Source organism: Flavobacterium sp. SH_e (assembly GCF_025717045.1).
In the GTDB taxonomy this organism is placed as follows: Bacteria; Bacteroidota; Bacteroidia; order Flavobacteriales; family Flavobacteriaceae; genus Flavobacterium.
This window is the reverse complement of record NZ_JAOVZN010000006.1, coordinates 785,319-808,014: the sequence shown is the minus strand read 5'-3', so window position 1 is coordinate 808,014 and position 22,696 is coordinate 785,319. Positions and strand designations below refer to the sequence as shown.

The window sequence follows — 22,696 nt, the reverse complement described above, 5'->3', positions numbered from 1 at the left end:
TTAAGAATTATTTATTTAGTTTATAAAGTATCTGAACTTAACTGTAAATGATCTTCCTGGCTTTTGTACCATGAAGTAGTCATATACTTTTTTGTCGGTAATATTGTTGCATTCTAAACCTACATTATATCTTCCTTTTCCAAAAACATAAGCGGTAGCTATACTTTGTGTAAATTGTTCAGGGATAGTTCTTCTCGTACTTGGATCACCATTTTTTGTTGATTTTAGGTAATACTCTCCAATGTAATTTGCGAATAAATTAAAACTTAGATTATCTCCAGAAGTTCTAATATTTTTAAAATTGAAACCTAAATTGGCATTACCATAAAAAATTGGAATATTCTCAATTTGAGTCCCTTTGTAGTCATTTTTGATATTTGTCCAAGGCGGATCAAAATCTCCTTGGTTAAGTGATTTTTGGTATGTTGCATTTATTTCGAAAGTCAACCAGTTTTTGTATCCATAATTGAATGCACCATCAAAACCTGTAACTCTCACATCGGCTAAGTTTGAGTATATAGCCAATGCTCCTTCTGGTTTACTTCTAATAAAGTTTTTCGCATTTCTATAAATGAAGTTTCCTTGAAAGCCAAATGAATTTATAGCATAAGATTGCTTAAAGATAAATCCTGCATTGAAATTGTCGCTTTCTTCTGGAACCAATTCGATTGCTGGTAAGATTGTAAGACCATCTCCTAACATTTCTTCAGCAGTTGGAAGACGAAAAGCGTGTTCGTAAGATACTTTTAATTGAATTTCACTAGTCAAAAAATAAGCTAATGCTGTTCCATAACCCCAATCGTTAAATGAACTATTTATGACCGTATATTCTTTTTCATCAGCATAATCATCTACAACATCAATCATTCTGCTATTTAAAAAGTATTTTTTACCAAATGCGATAACAGATAATTTTCGATCAAAAGCAGCTAAGTTGTACGATAATCCTAAAATATTTTTATTCAAAGTTGGCGAACCTGGTTTAGGCGCATCTGCTCTGTATTCTTCTTCTTCGTTACGTTTTAAATTATTAACAGAATAGTTAAATGCTAAATATTGTTTGTCATTCAAATCATATTTGAAATTAGTATTGGCCTGAAATGATTTATCATCAAAAACATAAATAGTTTTTTCACGATTTATCTCTCCGCTATTACTTAATACATTGTAAGTACGGCTTCCATCCCATTTATACCTATAAGAAGAAGTATCTACAGATCGGCTGTTAACAATATTATATGAAGCAATTAAATTTAAAGATAAATCTTTAGTAAAAAGACCTGCTTTTCTATATTTAAGAGTAGGAACGAATGCTTTACTATCTTTAAAAGCATCACCAACAACATTTTGCATAGTTGCTCCTGTCTGTATTTCTTTTTTGTTACCAGAAACCATCATTCCTAAAACCAGATAATCAGCGTATTTCTTGTCTTTTACTCCGACTTCTCCAATAATTGCTCCCGATTTATAGCCATCATGAAAATGCTTGTAGGCTTGTACTGGGCCAAAATTTCCATTTGCATCGGCTACACTAACATCAACTTTATAGCTATTATCAGAATAATTTCCAAAAGCATTAATGTTTGCTACAAAGCCTTTTTTACCACTAAATCGTGTATTGATTGCTAATTTATGTGTGTTGAAAGAACCAATACTGTAAGAAGCATCAACATAACGTTTTACCGATTGATTTGTAATGATATTTATTGCACCTCCCAAAGCATCACTTCCTAATTCCACAGGAACGACTCCTTTATAAACTTCAATACGCTCTGCCAAGTTAACAGGTATATTATTCAGTGTAAAAGAAGATCCGTAATTATCAATTGGAATACCATCCATGAAAAATTTAACTTGATTTCCTGAGAATCCGTTTAAAGAAAAATTAAAATCAGAACCCATCCCTCCTGTTTCTCTAACACGAACCCCTGTAGTTCTATTTAATACCTGATTTAAATCTGCAGAAGTATTTTGAACAATTTTTAAGTCAACAGCAGTAATATTAAAAGGCTGTTCTCTAACACGCTCAACTTTAGTTTTACTTTTAATTTGAACTTCGTCCAAAGCTGCCATATCTTCCTCAATTGTAATGTTTGGTGCAGTTTGGTTAGATTGTAAATTGATTTTTGTTTGTTTCGACTTGTAGCCTACATAATTAACCATTAAAGTATAATTACCTGGCTCGGCAGTAATTTCATATTCTCCGTTTGCATTAGTCAATGCTGCGTAGTTTGTTCCTTTTAATGCCACAGAAACACCTTCTGTTGGCTGGCCGTTATCAGCGAAAATTACTCCGTTTAAAACTACCTTACCTTTTTGCGAAAAACCTTGAATTGAAGAAAGGAGAATCAGCATCAAGATTACAATTCTTTTAATTTGCATTTTAAAAAATGAGTTTGGAATTTAATTGCCCCAAAAATAAATTCTAAAACCTCTTTATGCAAATTGTTTTTAATTATTCTAAATAAGCATTATTATTAACGATAAAAATTTGATATCTTCAAAAAAAGAAAGATTTCTTAAGATTAAATTAAGATTAGATTAAATTTTACTTAAAAATTAATTTTAAAGATTCTAAATAAGGAAAAGCATTTTATTAAAAAACTTACAAAAAAATTAAAAAAAAGTCCCGTTTCGGTTGAAAACAGGACTTCGTTTATAAATATGCAAACCGCTCTATTAGAACTCTGAGACTACATCTCGCATTTCTTGGATTACAATTTTAACATCATTTTCTGTTGTTCTCCAATTAACAAAAGAAGCTCTAATTCCTTTTCGGTTTTCATAAAAAGTTGGCGTCATAAATACCTTTCCTCTGTCATTGAGTTTGGTTAAAAATTGAGCAACATTATTTTGATTTTCATCTCCTTTTAACGTAAAACAAACATTATTTAAACGAATTGGAGCCAAAAGCTCGAAGTTCCCATCTTCAATAAGTGCATTCCCAAAATGAAGTGCCAGAGATGCACTTTTTTCAACAATATCACAAAATCCTTCTTTGCCATAAGCTGTCAAAGAAAACCAAACTGGCAAAGCTCTCAAACGACGCGAATTTTCTGGTAGAACGTTTAAATAATTAAAATTCTCTAACGGGTTTCCTAAATAAGGAGCATTTGAATTTTGAAATGTCTCAATCTGAAGGTTTATATGTTCTTTTTTAATTAAATAAAAAGCACTTTCATAAGGAACATTAAGCCATTTATGACAATCAATTGTGACACTATCAGCGCCTTCCCATCCTTCTACCAAATGTTTGTACTTATCTGAAACCGCTGCAAAACCTCCAAAAGCAGCATCAATATGCCACCAGAATTTATATTTTTCTTTCAACTTTGAAATAGCTTCAAAATCATCAAAATCTGCAGTATTTACAGTTCCTGCACTCGAAATTAGAATAAATGGTTTTCCGTTTAATTTCTTAATATTTTCTTCTAAATCGACAATATCAATAGCCTCACGATTGCCTTCTATTGTTTTGACAGTGGTGTAATTCTGACTTCCAATTCCTAACATTGACAATGCTTTTATTGAAGAAGAATGAGGAGTCGCTGTTAATATATTGATGGTTTCCGAAATTCCGTTTTTAGCAAAATCTTTTTCAAGCTGTTTTCCAAACCATTGTCTAGCAACACCCAAACAAGTAAAATTTGACATTGTCGCACCAGTAACAAAACCGCCTAAAAAGGTATCTGGCAATCCTAACAATTGCAATAATAAATGAATAGTTTCAAATTCTATTAAAGCCGAATTTCCGCCTTGAGAAGTCGTAGCCTGTGTATTTTGATCGTAAACAGAAGCTAGCCAATCACCTGCAATAGAAGCTGGTGTAGAGCCGCCAGTTACAAATCCCCAATAACGCGCTCCTGGCGAAGAAACCAATAAAGGTTCTAATCTTTTTTTAAATTCTTCTAAAGCTCCTAACGAACCTAATCCAAGTTCGTTCAATTCTTTTTTAGGATCAATGGAATAATTATTTGTAGTTGGAATATTTTCGAGATTATTTAAAAAATTAATTCCGTGTTGTTTTGTGGTATGCAGGATATTTTCAAAATCGTTTAGATCGTGCTGTAGTATCGAATTCATTTTTCTATAATTAGATAAATTTTTCATCTAAATTAAGGAATAATTGTTTTTCCATTTATAGCTAAATAAAACTTTTTAGCGTTTTAAAGTGAAGTGCCCTTTGTAAATTTTTCCGTTAGCTCTCTTTACAACAAACCAATAATCAGTTGCTGGTAATTCTCTTCCGTTCAATTTTCCGTCCCAATTGGTATAAGCGTTCAATTCTTTTATGAATTTGCCGTATCTATCAAATATTTTAGTATTGATTTCAGGTTCTGTTTCTGAGAATTTTATTCCCCAAGTATCGTTGTAACCATCTTCATTTGGAGTAAAGAACTTTGGATAATTCAATAAAAACACTTCCTGATTTACCGTTCCGCAGCCGTTTTTATCTCGCACATATACGATATAATCTCCAGTCGCCAATCCAGAAAAAATATTACTGTCTTGATAAGTATTTCCGTCAATCGAATATTCATAATCACCTAGACTTGCATCTGTTAATTCGACTACAATAACATTATCTGTATCTGTCCAATCTTTCACAGCAAGATTTTGAATAGTAGCACTATTGGAAAGTTTAACCTGAAAATCTTTTGTAGATGAACAAATTACATCTCCATGATTTTGTGTTACTGTAACCGAATAGGCTCCAGCTTCTGTAATTGTAATTGATTCTGCAGAAGCTCCAGTCGACCATAAATAGCTATCGAAACCAGAACCTGCATGAACCTCAACGTCTTTATTTTGGCATAACGAAACAATATCTGAAATTGGAATCACGGGCACATTTACTAAAGTTAAATTCAATTCGGCAATTTGATAACACTTATCATTAGAATCAATTCGAACATAAATTAAAGTTGTACCCGCTGATAAATTATAATTTGTAGCATCAGTAATTTGATTTGCTGCAATTTGATCTTCTGCTGCAGCTAATGTTGTATAATAAGTGAACGTACAAGAGCTACATCCTGCAATTTGACTATTATAATTTGTGATATCAATGATTTCTGATCCGTCATTTAATTCGTCACAAACATTCGCCGAAACATTACTAAACAATAAAGAAGGGGCAACTATGGAAACCGAAACTGCCAGACGGCTTACACTTTCACAGCCATTAATAGTCTGAGAAGCATAATAAGTTGCCCCATTCATTAAACTTGTTGTTGATGATAAAATCGTTCCATTTGATGCGTTATCGTACCAAACCACATTGTTTCCCACTGCTGTTAAATTTGCTATTGTAGACTTTTGAGTAGTACAAAAATCTTGTTGTGCATCACCTGTTGGTGCTGGAGTGCTTTGAATAGTGATAGCTACTGGAATTCTTTCGCTTTCGCAGACAGCAATTGTTTGTGATGCGTAATATGTTTTACTTTCTAAAAGGGTAGAATTTGGCAACAGATTCCCATTTGCTGGAGCATCATACCATTTAATATTTTGTCCAGTCACATTCACATCATTTAAAGTTGCATTTTGCTGCTCACAAAAAAGTTGCGGACTTACAGCTGTAACCAGAGGTTCTTGATTAACGTAAGCTTTTATTTCAACTTCATTTGGCACCAAAGAAACGCAACCTAAATAATTCTTAATAAGGACTTTATAATTTCCTGGAACCAAATTATTTTTGGAATTTGAAACTTGCCATGTTACTCCGTTATCAAAACTATATGCTGTTGCAGCATCAGAAATGGTAATTGTTCCTGTTGCCAATATACAATCTGGCTGTACAACCGAAACTGTCGGCGTTGGCGGATAGCCCGGCGGAACTAAAATAGAAACTAAAACTGCTGTAGTTTCACAATTAGAACTATTTCTAGTTTTAATCCAATAATCTCCAGCTTCTAATCCTGACTTTGTATCACTCGTTGACCAAGTTGTACCATTATCAAAACTATATTCATAATCACTGCTCGTTATTGTAATTGTTCCCAAAGGATTAGAACAAATAACAGGCTGAATAACCGAAAAAGTTGGAGTAGCACTAGATGAAGCGACAGAATTTATATGTGCAATTACTGGAGTTGAGGAACAGCCTGTATTTAATTTTGATGTAACACTATAATCACCACCTACAAGTCCAGAAAATATTCCTGAATTTTGATAATTTGTTCCATCAATACTATAAGTTGTATTGGCAGCTGTGGCAATAGTAATAGTTCCAGTCGGCACATCGCACGTTGGCTGCACTATCGTGAAAGTTGGGGCAGTGGAACTTTCATTGACTTTAAAGCTAATCGTATTCGACACGACCCTACAAGTAGCCGATGAAATATTACTGCTTTGTGCTACCGCCATGCGATATAAATAAGTGCCTGCTGTAGAATTAGGTACAAAAGTATAAGTTAGTGCATTTGCACCAGAAATATCACTCCAAGTTATTCCATTATCACTGCTAACCTGCCACTGGTAAGCAGGATTTGAATATCCTGAAGAAACCGTTCCCGTAAGTGTATAACTTTGCGTATCTCCCTGACAAATCGTTAGATTCGTATTAGTATTGTTTTGTATTGCCGAAGTAACTGTTGGCCCACAGGCGCGAAAAGTAATATCATCTAAAGCAATATCATTTCCAGGAGCAGCACCAGCTTTATTATTTCGCATTCTAATGACAACCGTCGAAATTCCGGTTGGAGTTGTAAAATAAAAGCCATATTGTTTCCACACAGCGCTTGAACTAAGTCCGATATCTCCAGTGTTGTAAGTTCCTAGAATAGTTCCAGAAGTCGATTCTATCGTAAATGTAATATTTGGCGGACTTGTATCGTTTGATCGCAATAAGTTCATAATCCACGCTGCGAACTCGTAAGTAGTATCTGGGCAAAGGCCTGTTACAGTATTCTTATAAAAGTAATCTGTTGTAGAAAGGCTCGCATTCACAACCATCATATAACCTCCACCTGTATGGTCTGTTGTAGTCCACCAAGTTCCTGGTGTGTTGGTTGTTTTTTCTATTGTATAAGAACCATCGTTCGGAAAATCTGCTGTTGTCCAAGTATAACTTGTAATACCTGTTCCTAATGCCGTTCCGTGCGAAGAAGTGCCTGTTCCAAAATCAATTTTGACAACAGCATCGCCTAAACTTCCAGTGCACAACTGAGCGTGCACATGGAAGCAGACAATAAATAAAAATACAACAAAAATAGTTTTACCTTTCAAAACAAATTAATTACTCAGTAAAACTACTGTTTAATAAGCCATTAAATCAATGTTTTAGACTAATCAACAGAAAATCTCGATATATATAAAATTATTATCTACCAGTCATTTTAAAGCACTTTTTGAACTAATGTTACCATTTCGTTTTTTCGGAGAATCTAGAAACCACCATAGAAGCAATCACATCTCCATTGGCATTTAATAAAGTAGCAATTGGGTCAACGAGAGTTCCTAAAATCATGGCAACGGGCAAAGCTTGTTCCATTGGAAAACCATAAACAGTAATGGCTAAAACTTCTCCAATATAACCTCCATTCGGAATTCCACCTTCTACAATTGAAACAATTATGGTAATCCCTAATGCCAAAAGAATAGTTGAAGGTTCTGTGAAATCCTTTCCAAACATGGCAAATAGAAAAGTAATTTTTAGGATGGATGACATACTTGAACCGTCTTTATGCAAAGGCGCACCAAGCGGAATTACCAAATTTCGAACATGGGCTGGAATTCCCATTTTTTGTGCTGCATCCAAATTGGCAGGAATTGTTGCAATACTGCTGCAAGTTCCAACTGCGGTTAAAGAAGGCGTAATGTTATTGCTCCAAAAAACTTTAAAAGCTCGTTTTCCGCCAGCAACAAATGCATATAAACTAAAGAACGTAAAGAAATAGAAAACACAAGCAGCATAATAAACTGCCATCGGTTTTGCATAAACTCCCAGCAATTGCGGTCCGAAAACACCAACCTGATAAGCAAAATAAGCTCCCAAACCAATTGGTGCAAATTTCATAATGATGTTCAAAAGCTGTTTCATTACCTCATTTCCTGAATCTAGAAAACTCTTAAAAGCACTTCCTTTTTCACCCGATTGTAATGTTGCAAAACCCACTAAAAAAGAAAAAATAATTAAAGCCAGCATACTTTTTCGGGACAATAATTCGAAAAAATCATTTGCCGTAAGCAGCTTTGCTATTTGATCTCCTGCTGATCCCGATGCTACTTCTTCAAACGGAACTTTCGCTATCGCTATATCTTCATGAATTGGAAAAAGATAAACGGCACAAATCATGACAATTGCTGAAATCAAAATGGTAGCAAGAAAAACTAACAACATTATAACAAAGAGCTTTCCAAGCTTTTCTGTTCTCTCCAGATTAGCAATTGAAGAACCTATTGTAAAAAATATAAGTGGAATTATCGCTGTGAAAAGTAAATTTAGAAAAATATCGCCAAGAGGTTTTATAATCAAAACATCTTCTCCGAAAACCAATCCAAAAATGCTTCCTATTATAATTCCGCCAAGAAGTAAAAAGATACTGCTATAACTTTGTAGAAAATTGATTTTTTTGACTTCCATTTATTTGTAAAAAAGTATTAGAGACTTGAATTAAATTTAAATAAAAAAAGAGTATTAGTTTTAATACTCTTTCTTTTATTATTTTTCCAAAACAATTGTAGTAAAAGCCCTGTCGACCAATTCACCAGTTTTGCTTTTTACTTTTTCGATCTGCGTTTCGGTGTAAACAATTTTAAAAGCCGTTTTCTCAATTAATTTCTGAGCTTTTTCATTGCTATAAAGCTCAAATTCGAATTGAGTGAATGGCAATGTTTTCATAAAATCTTCTTCGGCAAATGTTAAACATAAATTTCCATTTGGTTTTAAAACTCTATAAATTTCCAAGAGTAATTCTTCAGGTCTCTGCCAAAAATAAATCGTATTTACGGTAAATATTTTATCGAATAATCCATCTTCAAACGGAATCGTATTTCCGTCATAAAGTGAAAAGAAAGCCTGTTTTTGAGAAACAAAATTTCGATTGATCTGTCGCGCTTCCTGAAACATCAGTTCCGACATTTCCAGTCCGTAGTATTTTAGTTTTTCCGCTTGTTCAAATAGAAATTCAACATGCCCTGCGTTTCCGTGGCCTAGTTCCAGAATTCTATTTTCCTTTGAAATATTTAGATTTTGAATGGAATGCTTGGTCATATTGATGTTTGTTTCGTTCATCATATTTCCCATTTCAATTCCTTTTTCTCCCAATGGATGCTTTAATTGAGAAGCAATTGCTTGTAATTCTTCATTTTTCATGGCGTGAAAATTTAAAACTTCTAAATTAAACAAAATTCTCCAATCTAAATTCTTTAGCATTTTTGTCATTTCGACGAAGGAGAAATCACACTAGAAATTCCACAAAATGTATTTCCAATCTTCGCAGATATTCGATTGTGATTTCTCCTTCGTCGAAATGACAAACTTGAGTTTATATCTAATAGAATTCTTTAAAAAACCTGACTAGCAATCTGACGAATATTCTCAGATTTACCCATCGAATAATAGTGTAAAAACGGAACTCCGGCAGCTTTTAATTCTAATGACTGTTGAACCGCCCATTCGATGCCGACTTGTTTGATTTCAGCGTTATTTTTGCATTTATCTACTGCATCGATTAAATCTTCTGGCAAATCAATTCGAAAAATCTGCGGTAAAACTTGTAAATGTCTTTGAACAGCGATTGGTTTAATTCCAGGAATAATCGGAATTGTGATACCCATTTCTCTTGCTTTTTCTACAAAAGCAAAATATTTCGCATTGTCAAAAAACATTTGTGTTACTACGTAATCTGCTCCTGCATCTACTTTTTCTTTTAATCTTTTTAAATCTGATTGTAAAGAAGGTGATTCTAAGTGTTTTTCAGGATAGCCAGCAACTCCAATACAAAAATCTGCTCTGTTATCGGTATCAATCACTTCGTGAAGGTATTGCCCGCAGTTTAAATCTTTAATTTGTTTAACCAAATCAATTGCGTAATGATTCCCTCCCGCTTTAGGCGTAAAAGACTGCTCATCTTTCATAGCATCTCCACGAAGCGCCATTACGTTGTTGATTCCTAAATAATGACAGTCAACCAAGACGTATTCAGTTTCTTCTTTGGTAAAACCACCGCAAAGCAAATGTGGAACCGTATCTACATTGTATTTGTGTTTTATAGAAGCGCAAATTCCAAGCGTTCCCGGACGCATACGAGTTAGTTTTTTATCTAAAAGTCCGTTGCCTTTATCAATATAAATGTACTCTTCACGTGAAGTAGTTACATCAATAAACGGCGGATTAAACTCCATTAACGGATCAATATTATCGTACAATTCCTGAATGCTTTTCCCCTTTTGAGGCGGAATAATTTCAAATGAGAATAATGTTTTTCCTTTGGCGTTTTCTATATGTTCTGTTACTTTCATTTTTTTTAGTTGATAGTTTTTGGTTGATGGTTGATGGTTCTTATCGAACTCAACAATTACAACTTCAACTATATTAATTTTTTATAGTAGTTAATAAAACCGTTTAATAACTTTTTACAAGTTTGAATCTGCGTTAACACAATATCAAATGTATTCGCATCAATGTATTTTTGATCTAATGCTAAATAAAATTGTGTTTCTAATTCATATAATGAGCCTCTTGAAATATGAAGAAAGTGTATTGTCTCTTTTGATGTTTGACGCCCACAAACTTCTGCTATATTTGAAGGAATTGAGATTGCCGCTCTTCTCATCTGATTTGTCAATCCAAATAATTCTTCCTTTGGAAACAGTTTAGAAGAATCATACAATAAATTCACTAACTTTCTTGCTTCAACCCAAACCTCCAATTTACTGTATTCCATTTTAGTTGTTCGCTAATAGTTGTTGGTTGATGGCACTTTGAGTTCAAATCTATCAACCAAAAACCAACAACCATCAACCAAATTAATCTGCTATATTAGGGTTTAACCATTTCATTGCGTAATCAAGCGGTACATTTCGGCGTTTGGCGTAATCTGTAACCTGATCTTCTTTTATTTTTCCGAGTCCGAAATAGCGGCTTTTTGGGTTTCCGAAATAGTATCCTGAAACCGATGAAGCCGGCCACATCGCCATGCTTTCTGTTAATTTTACTCCTATTTGTTTTTCAACATCTAAAAGCTTCCAGATTGTTGGTTTTTCCAAGTGATCTGGACAAGCCGGATAACCTGGAGCCGGACGAATTCCTTTATAAGTTTCTTTGATCAATTCTTCGTTGGTTAAAGATTCCTCTGAATCGTAACCCCAGAAATCTTTACGAACTCTCTCGTGAAGATATTCGGCGAAAGCCTCAGCAAAACGATCCGCAAGCGCTTTCACCATAATTGAATTATAGTCGTCTAAATTCTTTTCATATTCAGCAGCCCATTCATCTACACCAAAACCGGTTGTTACACAGAAAGCTCCCATATAATCTTCGATTCCACTGTCTTTTGGCAGAATAAAATCGGCTAAAGCAATGTTTGGAGCACCTTTTGTTTTTTGCGATTGCTGACGAAGCGTTAAGAATTTCTCTAATACTTTTCCGTTTTCATCACGCAATTCGATATCGTCATCATCCACTTGATTTGCAGGGAAAATTCCGTAAATACCTTTTGCTTTTAATTTTTTCTCTGCTAAAATCACTTTCAGCATTGCCTGAGCGTCATTAAAAACAGAAGTCGCTTCTTTACCCACAACCTCATCCGTTAAAATTGCCGGATATTTTCCGTACAATTCCCAAGTCTGGAAAAATGGTGTCCAGTCGATATACGGAACCAAAACATCCAATTCTACTTCAATCGTTTGTGCGCCGATTACTTTTGGTTTAACTGGAGTATATTCACTCCAATCCAATGGCAATTTGTTTTTACGGGCATCTTCAATTGTTAGGAAATTTTTATCTCTCGAACGGTTTAAGAATGTTTCTCTAAACGAATCGTATTCTGCACGAATATCTGCCGCATATATTTTTCTATTATGATCCAACAGATTTCCGGCAACCGTCACCGCTCTCGAAGCATCGTTTACGTGAATTACCGTTTCTCTGTACTGAGGTGCAATTTTCACAGCTGTATGCGCGCGCGAAGTGGTTGCTCCACCAATCATAATTGGGATTTTAATATCCTGCTTGTCTAATTCTTTAGCCAAATAAACCATTTCGTCTAGCGAAGGCGTGATTAGTCCGCTTAGACCGATAATATCCACTTCGTGCTCAATTGCCGCTGCAATAATTTTTTCTGGTGCAACCATTACACCAAGATCCACAATCTCATAATTATTACAAGCCAAAACAACCGAAACGATGTTTTTTCCAATATCATGAACGTCGCCTTTTACGGTTGCCATCAAGATTTTTCCGTTGCCTTGTTTGTCTCCGGCTTGTTTGCTGGCTTCAATAAAAGGCAATAAATAAGCCACAGCCTTTTTCATTACACGAGCCGATTTTACAACCTGTGGCAAGAACATTTTTCCGCTTCCGAATAAGTCTCCAACTACATTCATTCCGGCCATTAAGTTGATCTCAATAACTTCAATTGGTTTTGTTGCTGCTAAACGAGCTTCTTCAACATCTTCTTCAATAAAAGCATCAATTCCTTTTACCAATGAATGTGTAATACGTTCCTGAACAGTTCCAAAACGCCATTCTTGAACCGTTTTTTCATCGCTTTTTGCTTCACCTTTTACGCTTTCAGCAAAATCTAAAAGTCTTTCGGTAGCATCGTCGCGTCTGTCTAGAATTACGTCTTCAACGTATTCTAATAAATCTTTCGGAATATCATCGTAAATCGTAAGCATTTCCGGGTTTACGATTCCCATCGTCATTCCGTTTTTAATCGCGTGGTATAAAAACACCGAGTGCATTGCTTCACGAACCGTATCGTTTCCTCTAAAAGAGAACGAAACGTTACTCACTCCACCACTGATATGTGCATGGGGAAGATTTTCACGAACCCATTTTGTACCTCTAAAAAAGTCCAAAGCGTTCAATCTATGTTCTTCCATTCCCGTTGCAACTGGGAAAATATTCAAATCGAAAATAATATCCTGAGGAGGGAATCCTACTTTGTTCACCAAAATATCATACGAACGCGCACAAATTTCCACACGACGATCGTAATTATCGGCCTGACCAACTTCGTCAAAAGCCATTACAATAGCAGCTGCACCATAACGTTTGATTAATTTAGCGTGGTGAATAAATGCTTCTTCTCCTTCTTTTAACGAAATCGAGTTTACGACGCTTTTTCCTTGTACTACTTTTAGACCTGCTTCGATAATTTCCCATTTCGAACTGTCAATCATAATCGGCACTCTCGAAATGTCTGGTTCTGCAGCAATTAAATTCAAAAATTTAGTCATTGCCGTAACACCATCAAGCATTCCTTCATCCATATTAATATCGATGATCTGTGCTCCTCCTTCTACCTGCTGCCTTGCAATATCAAGTGCCTCGTCATATTTCTCTTCCTTGATTAATCTTAGGAATTTTCTTGAACCTGTTACATTTGTACGCTCTCCAACGTTCACGAAAACACTTTCCGGCGTAATAATTAACGGTTCTAATCCCGATAATACAAGGTCTCTTCTTTTTTCTGTCATTTCTTTTTAAAGTTACTGAGATTCTAAGATGCTTAGATTCTGAGTTTTTTTATTCTATATTTTTTAGGTTTTTAAACCTGTAATCTTTTTAATAATTTGGGCGTGTCCCTCCGGGCCGGGCTATCCGTTACAAGTCCTCGCACTTCCTTCGTCAGGCTGTGGGCTTTTCACTTCTATCCCTCACGCAAACTCGGTTTCATAAGACGTTTATGTTTACCGAATTTTTCAATTTTATATTATATTTTTCGTTCCTGTTGAACTTTTGTTTTATCAAAACCTACTAAATTTGAAATTGCTCTAAAAGTTGCCATTTCAAAACTTTTCCTATGCGAATCAACTACATGATGAGAACCTCCAACAATTCTAAATTTGAAAGATTTTTTACTATCGTAAACTATAGTTTTTATCGTTGTAACAATTACATCTAAATATTCTATTGGAATTTCATCATCTGCAACTTCCCAACTAAATGTTTTAGCTCCACCCCAATTTCTCTTATTTTCTACAATAATTTTCACTTCACCATATTTGCAATATCCAGAACTTTGTTGCTTTATTTTCCCTTCGCAATAATAAGATTCCTCAGAAAACTCAAAATCCGCAAAAGCTTGAATTAATTCTTCGTATGAAGAATCTAGAACAACTTTATGTAGCAGAAATTCCATACTTAATTTTATAAAAATTATTTTTAAAATTTACCAAATCATTACGATAAAACCGGCGCCACTCTCGGCTTATAATCCTTCGCAACCTCAGCCATTAATCGAATATGATCTGGAGTTGTTCCGCAACAACCTCCTATGATATTAATTAAATTGTCTTCTAAATATTCTTTAATGAATGCTTGAGTTTGTTCTGGTGTTTCATCGTACTGTCCGAAAGCATTTGGCAATCCTGCGTTTGGATGTGCCGAAACATTAAAGCTCGTATTATGTGCTAATGTTTTCAAATACGGTTTCAACAAATCGGCTCCAAGAGCGCAATTGAATCCTACACTTAATAAAGGAATATGCGAAACTGAAATCAAAAATGCTTCAACAGTTTGTCCAGAAAGTGTTCTTCCAGATGCATCCGTAATTGTTCCTGAAACCATGATTGGAATATCAAGATTACGTTCTTCTTTTACTTCTTCGATTGCAAAAAGTGCTGCTTTTGCATTTAAAGTATCGAAAATCGTTTCTACCAAAAGTAAATCGCAACCTCCGTCCATTAACGCTTCTACTTGTTCTTTGTAAGCAATTCGTAAATCATCAAAAGTAACAGCTCTGTAACCTGGATCGTTTACATCTGGCGACATACTTGCCGTTCTGTTTGTCGGCCCGATTGAACCCGCTACGAAACGTGGTTTTTCCGGATTTTTTGCGGTAAACTCATCGGCAACCTCGCGTGCAAGTTTTGCCGATTCGTAGTTTAACTCGTAAACCAAATCTTCCATATAATAATCAGCCATACCGATTGTCGTTCCTGAGAAGGTATTGGTTTCTACGATGTCAGCACCTGCTTCAAAATAAGCGGCATGTACATCGCGAATTGCTTGTGGTTGTGTTAGGGATAGTAAATCGTTGTTTCCTTTTAATGGATGCGGAAAATCTTTGAAACGCTCTCCTCTGAAATCTTCCTCAGAGAAATTATAGCGCTGCAACATTGTTCCCATTGCTCCATCAAGGATTAGGATATTTTTTTTTATTGCTTCTTGAATTGTAATTGCCATATTGTTTTGCCGCAAAGACGCTAAGGCGCCAAGCTTTTTTTATTTTTAATTTTGAAAGCTTTATTTAAACCCGACAGGTTTTTAAAACCTGTCGGGTTTAACCTTCGAATATTTTTTTCACTTTAATTCCAAAAACTCACTATTGCTGTCTCATTAGCCCCGATTGAAGTGGAAATCCTTTTGCCTTTTTTTTAGAAAAGCAAAAGATTACAACGAAAAGCGGGAACTATTGACTGCAAAAATGCACCAATGATTCGCTCCTGATACAGCATCTGTTTCAGTAAATATTATATGTTATCGAGAAAAGTTTTGAGAAATACGAGTATGTATTTGTGTTATCTATCTTTAATACTTGAAAATTAGTAAAAAGTAGAATTTAGCACCTTCTTTATGGTAAAGGGTTGCTAAGGTTTCATCGGGTCTATCCCTCCGCCTTTCGTGATAACTGACAATAATTTTAAGAACAGTGCAAAGGTATGAAATGGCAATTCGATTTGCAAATGTTTTTTTTAAGGTGCTGAGGGACTAAGATGCTAAGGTTCTAAGTTTATAACTTAGTGTTTAGGCTTTTGTTTGGTTCCTCTAAAATTGATAATTGTAATGCTATCCGATTCTTTGTCAATACTGTAAACCAAATAATTGTTTTTATCTACAATTGCTTTATACAGTGACTTATTTTTTTCGGATTTCGGGAATTGTTCTGGATTGAGATTGATTTGATTTATTACTTGTTGAATTTTATTTTCTAAGTTTAAAATCTCCTTTTTTGTCCATTTTGCTTCAAGATAATCAACAACTTTATTAAATCCTTTTACAGCTTGTTTGGTCCATATAAATTTTAATGCCATTTAGAAAATCTTTTCATAACATCTTCGTGACTTACAACTTCTCCCTTTTCAGCTTGGTCGAGTCCAATTTGAATTTCGGCTTTTTCTGATTCTGATAATTCATCAAACCAATCATTTTGATTTGCTTTCAAAACCAATTCGAGTTTTTCTAAAACACGCTCATCTTCTACCTTTACCAACTCTTGAATAAATTGATATTTTCTAGCCTCTAGATTCATGATTACTAAAATTTATAATTACAAAGATACGGTTTTTTAAGGTTCTGAGATGCTAAGATGCTAAGGGACTAAGCTAAAAAAAGCCCAAACTTAAAGTTTGAGCTTTCTATATAAAAATCTTAGAGTCTTAGTATCTCAGAATCTTAGCAACTTAAACTATCGCCTTCACAACCGCTTTTGGCGCTTCTTTACGAGTTCCGTCGAAACCATCTACACCAGAAACTGTTGTATATTTCAATACATATTTTTTACCTGGGTTGATGATTGAATACGCAGCCTGACACATTAAAGTTGCTTCGTGGAAACCGCAAAGGATCAACTTTAATTTTCCTGGATATGTGTTTACGTCTCCAATAGCGAAGATTCCCGGAATATTTGTCTGGTAATCTAATGCATTGTTTACTTTAATAGCATTTTTCTCGATTTCTAATCCCCAGTCTCCAATTGGACCTAATTTTGGTGTTAATCCGAAAAGTGGAATGAAATAGTCACATTCGATTTTACGGTGTGCGCCGTTTTCTTCGATATCTAATGATTCAACATGCTCAGCACCGTTGATTCCAACTACTTCTGCTGGAGTGATTAATTTGATTTTTCCAGCTGATTTTAATTCCTGTACTTTTTCTACTGAATCTAAAGCTCCTCTGAATTCGTTTCTTCTGTGGATTAAAGTCACTTCTGAAGCTACGTTTGCTAAGAAAATTGACCAGTCTAATGCTGAATCTCCTCCTCCTGCAATAACAACTCTTTTGTCTCTGAATTTCTCAGGATTTTTGATGAAGTATTTCACTCCTTTATCTTCATAAAACTCGATATCTTCAATAAGTGGTTTACGAGGCTCAAAACTTCCTAAACCTCCAGCGATTGCGATAACCGGTGCGTGGAATTTAGTTCCTTTGTTTGAGGTTACAATGAAAGTTCCGTCTTCTTGCTTTTCAACTGTTTCAGCACGTTCTCCTAAAGTAAATCCTGGCTCAAATTGTTTGATTTGCTCCATTAATCCGTCAACTAAATCTCCGGCTAGAACTTCTGGGAATCCAGGAATATCATAGATTGGTTTTTTTGGATATAACTCTGATAGTTGTCCTCCTGGTTGTGGAAGCGCATCTAAAATGTGGCATTTTAATTTTAACAATCCTGCCTCAAATACGGCAAATAAACCTGTTGGGCCTGCTCCAATTATAAGTATATCTGTTTTAATCATTATGTTGTTGTTTATAATCATTCTTAATAACGCAAAGAAACGAATAAATCCTTGTACTTTCAATGATTTTTATCATTAATTTCTTTCCGAAACCTTTTTACTCTTTATTTTTTAATGAAGAGGTAATCTCGTTCATTCTTTTAACCTTTTCTTCAAAATTGCCTTTAAGTGTTTTTCGGTATTCATTCAGGTTCTCAACCATTTGATTGATATCTTCTGGAATCACTTCTTCGAAAAACTCACGCAATCTCTTTGCTGTTGTTGGTGATTTTCCGTTGGTTGAAATGGCAATTTTGACATTTCCTTTTGTTACGATTCCACCTAAATAATAATCACATAAATCTGGTGTATCGGCGATATTACAAATCAAATAGCGTTTTCTCGCTAAATCGTAAACCTTTTTATTTACTTTCAAATCGTCTGTACAGGCAATTACCATGTGACGCTTTTTGAGCATTTTCTTTTTAAACTTCGATCTTGTTAATGTTATCGAAGGATGTTTTTCGGCCAAAATTTTTATTTCTAAATGAAATTCTTTTGCCACTACCTCAACATTCGCATTCGGACTTGACTTGAGCAAGAAAGAAAGCTTTTCCAGACCTACATTTCCACCGCCTACAATTAATACATTTAAATTGTGAAGCTTTAGAAATATTGGATATAATTCGTTTTGTTCCATTTTAATTTAATTTCATCTAAACAAAATTATACCTTTTTGCTCTTAAATCTACCTTTTAAAAATTAAGAGCTTTTCTTAATTTTCTCCTTACCATTAAGTTATTAAGGAAGATTAAGCATCGCTTTATTAACTTCATGCTCTTAATGGTAAAATTATAACGAATAGAATTCGATGATTTATATTTTATCTTGCGATTTCTTTTGATAGAAATTCTTCGTAAAAGCCTTTTAATTTGTTGCTTTCTCGGACAACTTCGCCTAAAACAATAATCGCTGGTGAACCTAATTCTTTTTGTTTTACAACTTCTAAAATCGAATCTACAGTTCCAACTCCCACTTTTTCTTCTGTCGTTGTTCCGTTTTGGATGATTGCAACGGGTAAATTTCCTTTATCTTCTTTCTGAAACAAATCAATAATTTGAGGCAATTTGTGCATTCCCATCAAAATTACAACAGTAGCTGATGATTGTGCTGCTAGAGCTACATCTGCAGATAATTTTCTATCAGATGTTGTTCCCGTAATTGCCCAAAAGCTTTCTGAAACTCCTCTTTTTGTTATCGAAATTCCCTGACTTGCAGGCACCGCAACTACTGATGAAATTCCTGGAACTACGATTGTTTCTATTCCGAAACTTTCTGCAAAATCAACTTCTTCACCGCCTCTTCCAAAAATAAATGGGTCTCCACCTTTTAATCTTACTACATTTCCGTAAGTCAAAGCATTATCTACAATCAACTGATTGATTTGATCTTGCGTGTAAGCATGATTTCCGATTCTTTTTCCAACAAAAATTCGGATGGCATTTTTTGGCGCATAGTCCAGAATTTCTTCGTTGGCCAAAGCGTCGTATAAAACCACATTTGCTTCAGCCAATGCTTTTACAGCTTTCAGCGTCAGTAAATCAGGATCACCTGGACCTGCACCGACTAAAGTTATTTTGGGTTTTATATTATGCATTTGCTAATTCCTGTGCTCTGAAAGTTTCGATTTTATCAAAGAAAACTGTTGCTTGTGCAATGTAATCTTTAGCGAAAGCTTCAGATGGTTCATTTTTATTGATTTGGTAAACCAAGTCTTTAAAAGTTGAATTCAATTTAATTTTACTAGTTTCGATGAAAACAGTATCAAACAAATCAACTATACCTGCGTGGTGATTTGTTTTTTGGTTTTCTGCCAATAACAATGCTTTTGCACCATTTACAAATCCAGCGTAAGCATGATAAATCGCATCTGACCATTTTTTCTCGTCGAAAGATTCCTGAGCCAAAATCAGTTTCTCTTTAGCTTCAAACAATAATGTTGCGACTAAATCGATCACAACTCCAGCACATTCTCCAACTCCAACTGCTTTTACGTAATTGTCTGCGTTACCCCAATCCACGAAATCAGCTTCTGTTAAATTGGTTACATCTGCGAAAGGTTTTAAGATTTCGTAGAAATACTTTTCTCCTTTTGTATCATAATAATCAAGGAATTTTTGTCCGCTTCCGTTAGCATCAAAATCATTTAAAATGGTACGCAAAGCATCCGGACCTCTACGGCTTGGCACTTTGATTACTTTATCAGCAAAACGTCCTGCTCCGTTTCCTAATCTTCCTCCACCCAATAAAACTTGTAAAGCCGGAGCTACTAATTTTCCTGAGTTGATAGACATTCCCTGGAATCCAATTGCAGACATATTGTGTTGTCCGCAAGCATTCATACAACCTGAAATTTTAATTTCGATTTCGCGGTTGTTTAAATACTGAGGATATTCGGCGCTTAAAACTCTTTCTAATTCTTCTGCAATACCGGTACTACTTGCAATCCCCAAGTTGCAAGTATCAGTACCCGGACATGCCGTAATATCTCCAACTGAATTATATCCTAATTGAACAAAGTCAAGTTTGGCTAATTCTTGATAAAAGAAAGGAAGGTTCTCTTCTTTTATGTGACGTATTACAATATTTTGACGCAATGAAAAACGTAATTCATTTGCTCCGTAATTCTTGATCAAATCGGCTAATAATCGTGCTTTATCAGTATAAAAATCTCCTAATAAAACTTTGATTCCGATAGCATAATAACCGTCTTGTTTCTGTTTGATTACATTCGATTTTTTCCACGCTTCATACGCTTCTGTATCTTCGATTGTAACTTGCGGAACTTCTAATAATGGTTCTGTAATTGGACCATCAAAAGCGGTTGTATCAATTTCGTATGTTTCAAAAGCGATGGCTTTTTTCTCTTTTTCAACCAAATCAAGAAAAACATCTTTCCCCATTTCTTTGATTAAGAATTTCATACGCGCTTTCATTCTTTTTGCACGTTCTCCGTATCTATCGAAAATACGAATGATTCCTTCTGCTGTTGGAATGATTTCGTTTACCGGAACAAATTCCGAAAGCAATTCAGCGTGCGCTGGCTGAGATCCTAAACCTCCTCCAAACATGATTTTGAAACCTTTTTGTCCGTCTTTAATTTTCGGAATAAATCCTAAATCGTGTAAATAACTCAAAGCCGTATCTTCATCTGAAGATGAGAACGAAATTTTGAATTTACGTCCCATTTCCTGACAAATTGGGTTTCTTAACAAATATTGAAAAAGTCCGTGTGCATAAGGCGAAACATCAAATGGTTCGTTTACGTCAACTCCGGCCAATTCGCTTCCTGTAATATTTCTTACTGTGTTTCCACAAGCTTCACGAAGCGTGATATCGTCTTTAGCCAAATCTGCCCAAAGTTCTGGCGTTCTGTCTAAACTCACATAGTGAATTTGGATATCCTGACGTGTTGTAATATGCAAACGTCCTGTAGAATATTTGTCTGAAACTTGTGTGATACGCACCAATTGCTCACTGGTTACTTTTCCATAAGGCAATTTGATACGAATCATCTGAACGCCTTCCTGACGCTGACCGTAGATTCCACGTGCTAAACGAAGGCTACGAAAACGCTCATCATCAATTTTTCCTCCACGGAATAAGTGAATCTTTTTTTCTAATTCGATAATCTCCTTCTGAACTACCGGATTTTCTATTTCTGTTCTAAAACTTTCCATTTTTCTTTAGTTGTTGGTTGTCAGTTGTTGGTTGTTGGTTTTGCTGGTAGAATAACTATCAACCAAAAACCATCAACTATCAACTAGCGAATGAATCCTACTCCTGCTGTTGTGTTTGTTGCTGTATCAATTAAGATGAAAGCTCCGTTTGATTTGTTTTCGTTGTATGAATCAAAATATAACGGCTTGCTTAATTTGATCGTTACTTCTCCAATTTCGTTAATTGCCAATTGTGAAGCTTCTGTCGTTCCAGAGTAATCTGTTGCAATTGTATTTTTGATGCTTTCTACTTTTGCTAAAACTCTGTTGGTATTGTGTTGTACCAAATATTTAGTTCCTGCAACCAGTTTTTTACTGTCCATCCAGCAAACTGTTGTGGTAATATCTTTTTCAATTTTTGGAAGTTCGCTTGATTTTACAATCATATCACCTCTCGTTACATTGATATCATTTTCTAATTCGATTGTAATTGAAGAACCTGCTGTCGCTTCATCAAATGTTTTATCGAAAAAGTGAATTTTAGATACTTTTGATTCTGTTAAAGAAGGAAGAACCGTTACGGCATCTCCAACTTTAATAGAGTTTCCGTATAATTTTCCTGCGTAACCTCTAAAATCGTGGTATTCTTCAGTTTTTGGACGAATAACTGTCTGAACTGGAAAACGTGCTTTTCCTGCTTCGTAAACATCATGAGAATGCAATCCTTCTAAATGTTCTAAAACAGTTTGTCCTTCGTACCAAGGCATGTTCTCCGATTTGTCCACAACGTTTCCACCATTGATTGCACTTAACGGAATATAACTTACATTTTGCTCTTTGAAAGTACTTTTTGCATTTAAAGCTTCGAAATCAGCTTTGATTTTATTGAAAACTTCTTCTGAGTAATCTACTAGATCCATTTTGTTGATGGCAACGATTACTTCTTTTACTCTCAATAAATTATTGATGAAAAAGTGACGGTAAGTCTGCTCAATAACGCCTTTTCTAGCATCAATCAAAATAATAGAAACCTGAGAAGTCGAAGCTCCCGTAACCATGTTTCTTGTATATTCTACGTGCCCTGGAGTATCGGCGATAATATAACTTTTCTTTGCAGTCGAAAAATAAATATGCGCAACGTCAATCGTGATTCCTTGCTCTCTTTCTGCTACTAATCCGTCAGTTGCCAAAGAAAAATCAAGATAATCGTATCCTTTTTGTCTACTGCTTTTTTCGATTGCTTCTATTTTATCAGTTGTCAATGATTTTGTATCATACAATAATCTTCCGATCAAAGTACTTTTTCCGTCATCTACACTTCCTGCTGTTGCTATTTTTAAAACGTCCATTCTTTTTTATGTTGTTGGTTG

General features: G+C 34.9%; 17 protein-coding genes and 1 riboswitch. All 17 genes read right to left on the bottom strand.

Annotation, left to right across the window (positions count from 1 at the left end; genetic code table 11):
• Window positions 1-15 precede the first annotated feature (15 nt).
• The 17 genes from OD917_RS14390 to OD917_RS14310 all read right to left on the bottom strand — a co-directional run bounded on the left by OD917_RS14390 (window position 16) and on the right by OD917_RS14310 (window position 22,675).
• On the bottom strand, window positions 16-2,382 hold the full coding sequence (locus tag OD917_RS14390) for a TonB-dependent receptor (protein WP_263524142.1): 2,367 nt from the start codon (window positions 2,380-2,382) through the stop codon (window positions 16-18).
• 297 nt (window positions 2,383-2,679) lie between these two features.
• Window positions 2,680-4,083 (bottom strand): pyridoxal phosphate-dependent decarboxylase family protein, encoded by a 1,404-nt coding sequence (locus OD917_RS14385; RefSeq protein ID WP_263524141.1) that lies wholly within the window; start codon window positions 4,081-4,083, stop codon window positions 2,680-2,682.
• Between the two features lie 75 nt (window positions 4,084-4,158).
• Window positions 4,159-7,227 (bottom strand): T9SS type B sorting domain-containing protein, encoded by a 3,069-nt coding sequence (locus OD917_RS14380; RefSeq protein WP_263524140.1) that lies wholly within the window; start codon window positions 7,225-7,227, stop codon window positions 4,159-4,161.
• 133 nt (window positions 7,228-7,360) lie between these two features.
• Window positions 7,361-8,584, bottom strand: coding sequence for a dicarboxylate/amino acid:cation symporter (locus tag OD917_RS14375; protein ID WP_263524139.1), 1,224 nt, complete (start codon window positions 8,582-8,584; stop codon window positions 7,361-7,363).
• Between the two features lie 78 nt (window positions 8,585-8,662).
• Window positions 8,663-9,376, bottom strand: a complete 714-nt coding sequence (locus OD917_RS14370; RefSeq protein ID WP_263524138.1) for a class I SAM-dependent methyltransferase — start codon at window positions 9,374-9,376, stop codon at window positions 8,663-8,665.
• Window positions 9,377-9,507: 131 nt separating this feature from the next.
• Entirely contained in the window at window positions 9,508-10,464 is a 957-nt protein-coding gene (gene metF / locus OD917_RS14365) for a methylenetetrahydrofolate reductase [NAD(P)H] (RefSeq protein ID WP_263524137.1), read from the bottom strand.
• Between the two features lie 68 nt (window positions 10,465-10,532).
• A complete protein-coding gene (locus OD917_RS14360; protein ID WP_263524136.1) occupies window positions 10,533-10,889 on the bottom strand; it encodes a four helix bundle protein in 357 nt (118 codons plus the stop codon).
• A gap of 82 nt (window positions 10,890-10,971) precedes the next feature.
• The gene (gene metH / locus OD917_RS14355; RefSeq protein ID WP_263524135.1) at window positions 10,972-13,647 is read right to left on the bottom strand and encodes a methionine synthase; all 2,676 of its coding nucleotides are present in this window, start codon (window positions 13,645-13,647) and stop codon (window positions 10,972-10,974) included.
• A 236-nt stretch (window positions 13,648-13,883) separates the two neighbouring features.
• Window positions 13,884-14,312: a hypothetical protein gene (locus tag OD917_RS14350; protein WP_263524134.1), complete on the bottom strand. Its 429-nt coding sequence runs from the start codon at window positions 14,310-14,312 to the stop codon at window positions 13,884-13,886.
• 41 nt (window positions 14,313-14,353) lie between these two features.
• Window positions 14,354-15,358 carry a homocysteine S-methyltransferase family protein gene (locus OD917_RS14345; protein ID WP_263524133.1) on the bottom strand — a complete coding sequence of 335 codons (1,005 nt, stop codon included), beginning with the start codon at window positions 15,356-15,358 and terminating at the stop codon, window positions 14,354-14,356.
• Window positions 15,359-15,690: 332 nt separating this feature from the next.
• Window positions 15,691-15,806: riboswitch (SAM riboswitch) on the bottom strand.
• 106 nt (window positions 15,807-15,912) lie between these two features.
• Window positions 15,913-16,206, bottom strand: coding sequence for a type II toxin-antitoxin system RelE/ParE family toxin (locus tag OD917_RS14340; RefSeq protein WP_263524132.1), 294 nt, complete (start codon window positions 16,204-16,206; stop codon window positions 15,913-15,915).
• Window positions 16,197-16,424 (bottom strand): hypothetical protein, encoded by a 228-nt coding sequence (locus OD917_RS14335; RefSeq protein WP_263524131.1) that lies wholly within the window; start codon window positions 16,422-16,424, stop codon window positions 16,197-16,199. The genes OD917_RS14340 and OD917_RS14335 overlap by 10 nt, the downstream gene beginning before the upstream one ends.
• Before the next feature lie 151 nt (window positions 16,425-16,575).
• Window positions 16,576-17,628, bottom strand: a complete 1,053-nt coding sequence (locus OD917_RS14330; RefSeq protein WP_201998789.1) for an NAD(P)/FAD-dependent oxidoreductase — start codon at window positions 17,626-17,628, stop codon at window positions 16,576-16,578.
• A 97-nt stretch (window positions 17,629-17,725) separates the two neighbouring features.
• Window positions 17,726-18,307 (bottom strand): bifunctional precorrin-2 dehydrogenase/sirohydrochlorin ferrochelatase, encoded by a 582-nt coding sequence (locus tag OD917_RS14325; RefSeq protein ID WP_263524130.1) that lies wholly within the window; start codon window positions 18,305-18,307, stop codon window positions 17,726-17,728.
• Window positions 18,308-18,490: 183 nt separating this feature from the next.
• A complete protein-coding gene (gene cobA, locus OD917_RS14320; protein ID WP_263524129.1) occupies window positions 18,491-19,264 on the bottom strand; it encodes a uroporphyrinogen-III C-methyltransferase in 774 nt (257 codons plus the stop codon).
• Window positions 19,257-21,347 (bottom strand): HEPN domain-containing protein, encoded by a 2,091-nt coding sequence (locus OD917_RS14315; protein ID WP_263524128.1) that lies wholly within the window; start codon window positions 21,345-21,347, stop codon window positions 19,257-19,259. Before OD917_RS14315 ends, cobA begins: the two co-directional genes overlap by 8 nt.
• 83 nt (window positions 21,348-21,430) lie before the next feature.
• Window positions 21,431-22,675, bottom strand: a complete 1,245-nt coding sequence (locus tag OD917_RS14310; RefSeq protein ID WP_263524127.1) for a sulfate adenylyltransferase subunit 1 — start codon at window positions 22,673-22,675, stop codon at window positions 21,431-21,433.
• Window positions 22,676-22,696: the final 21 nt, after the last annotated feature.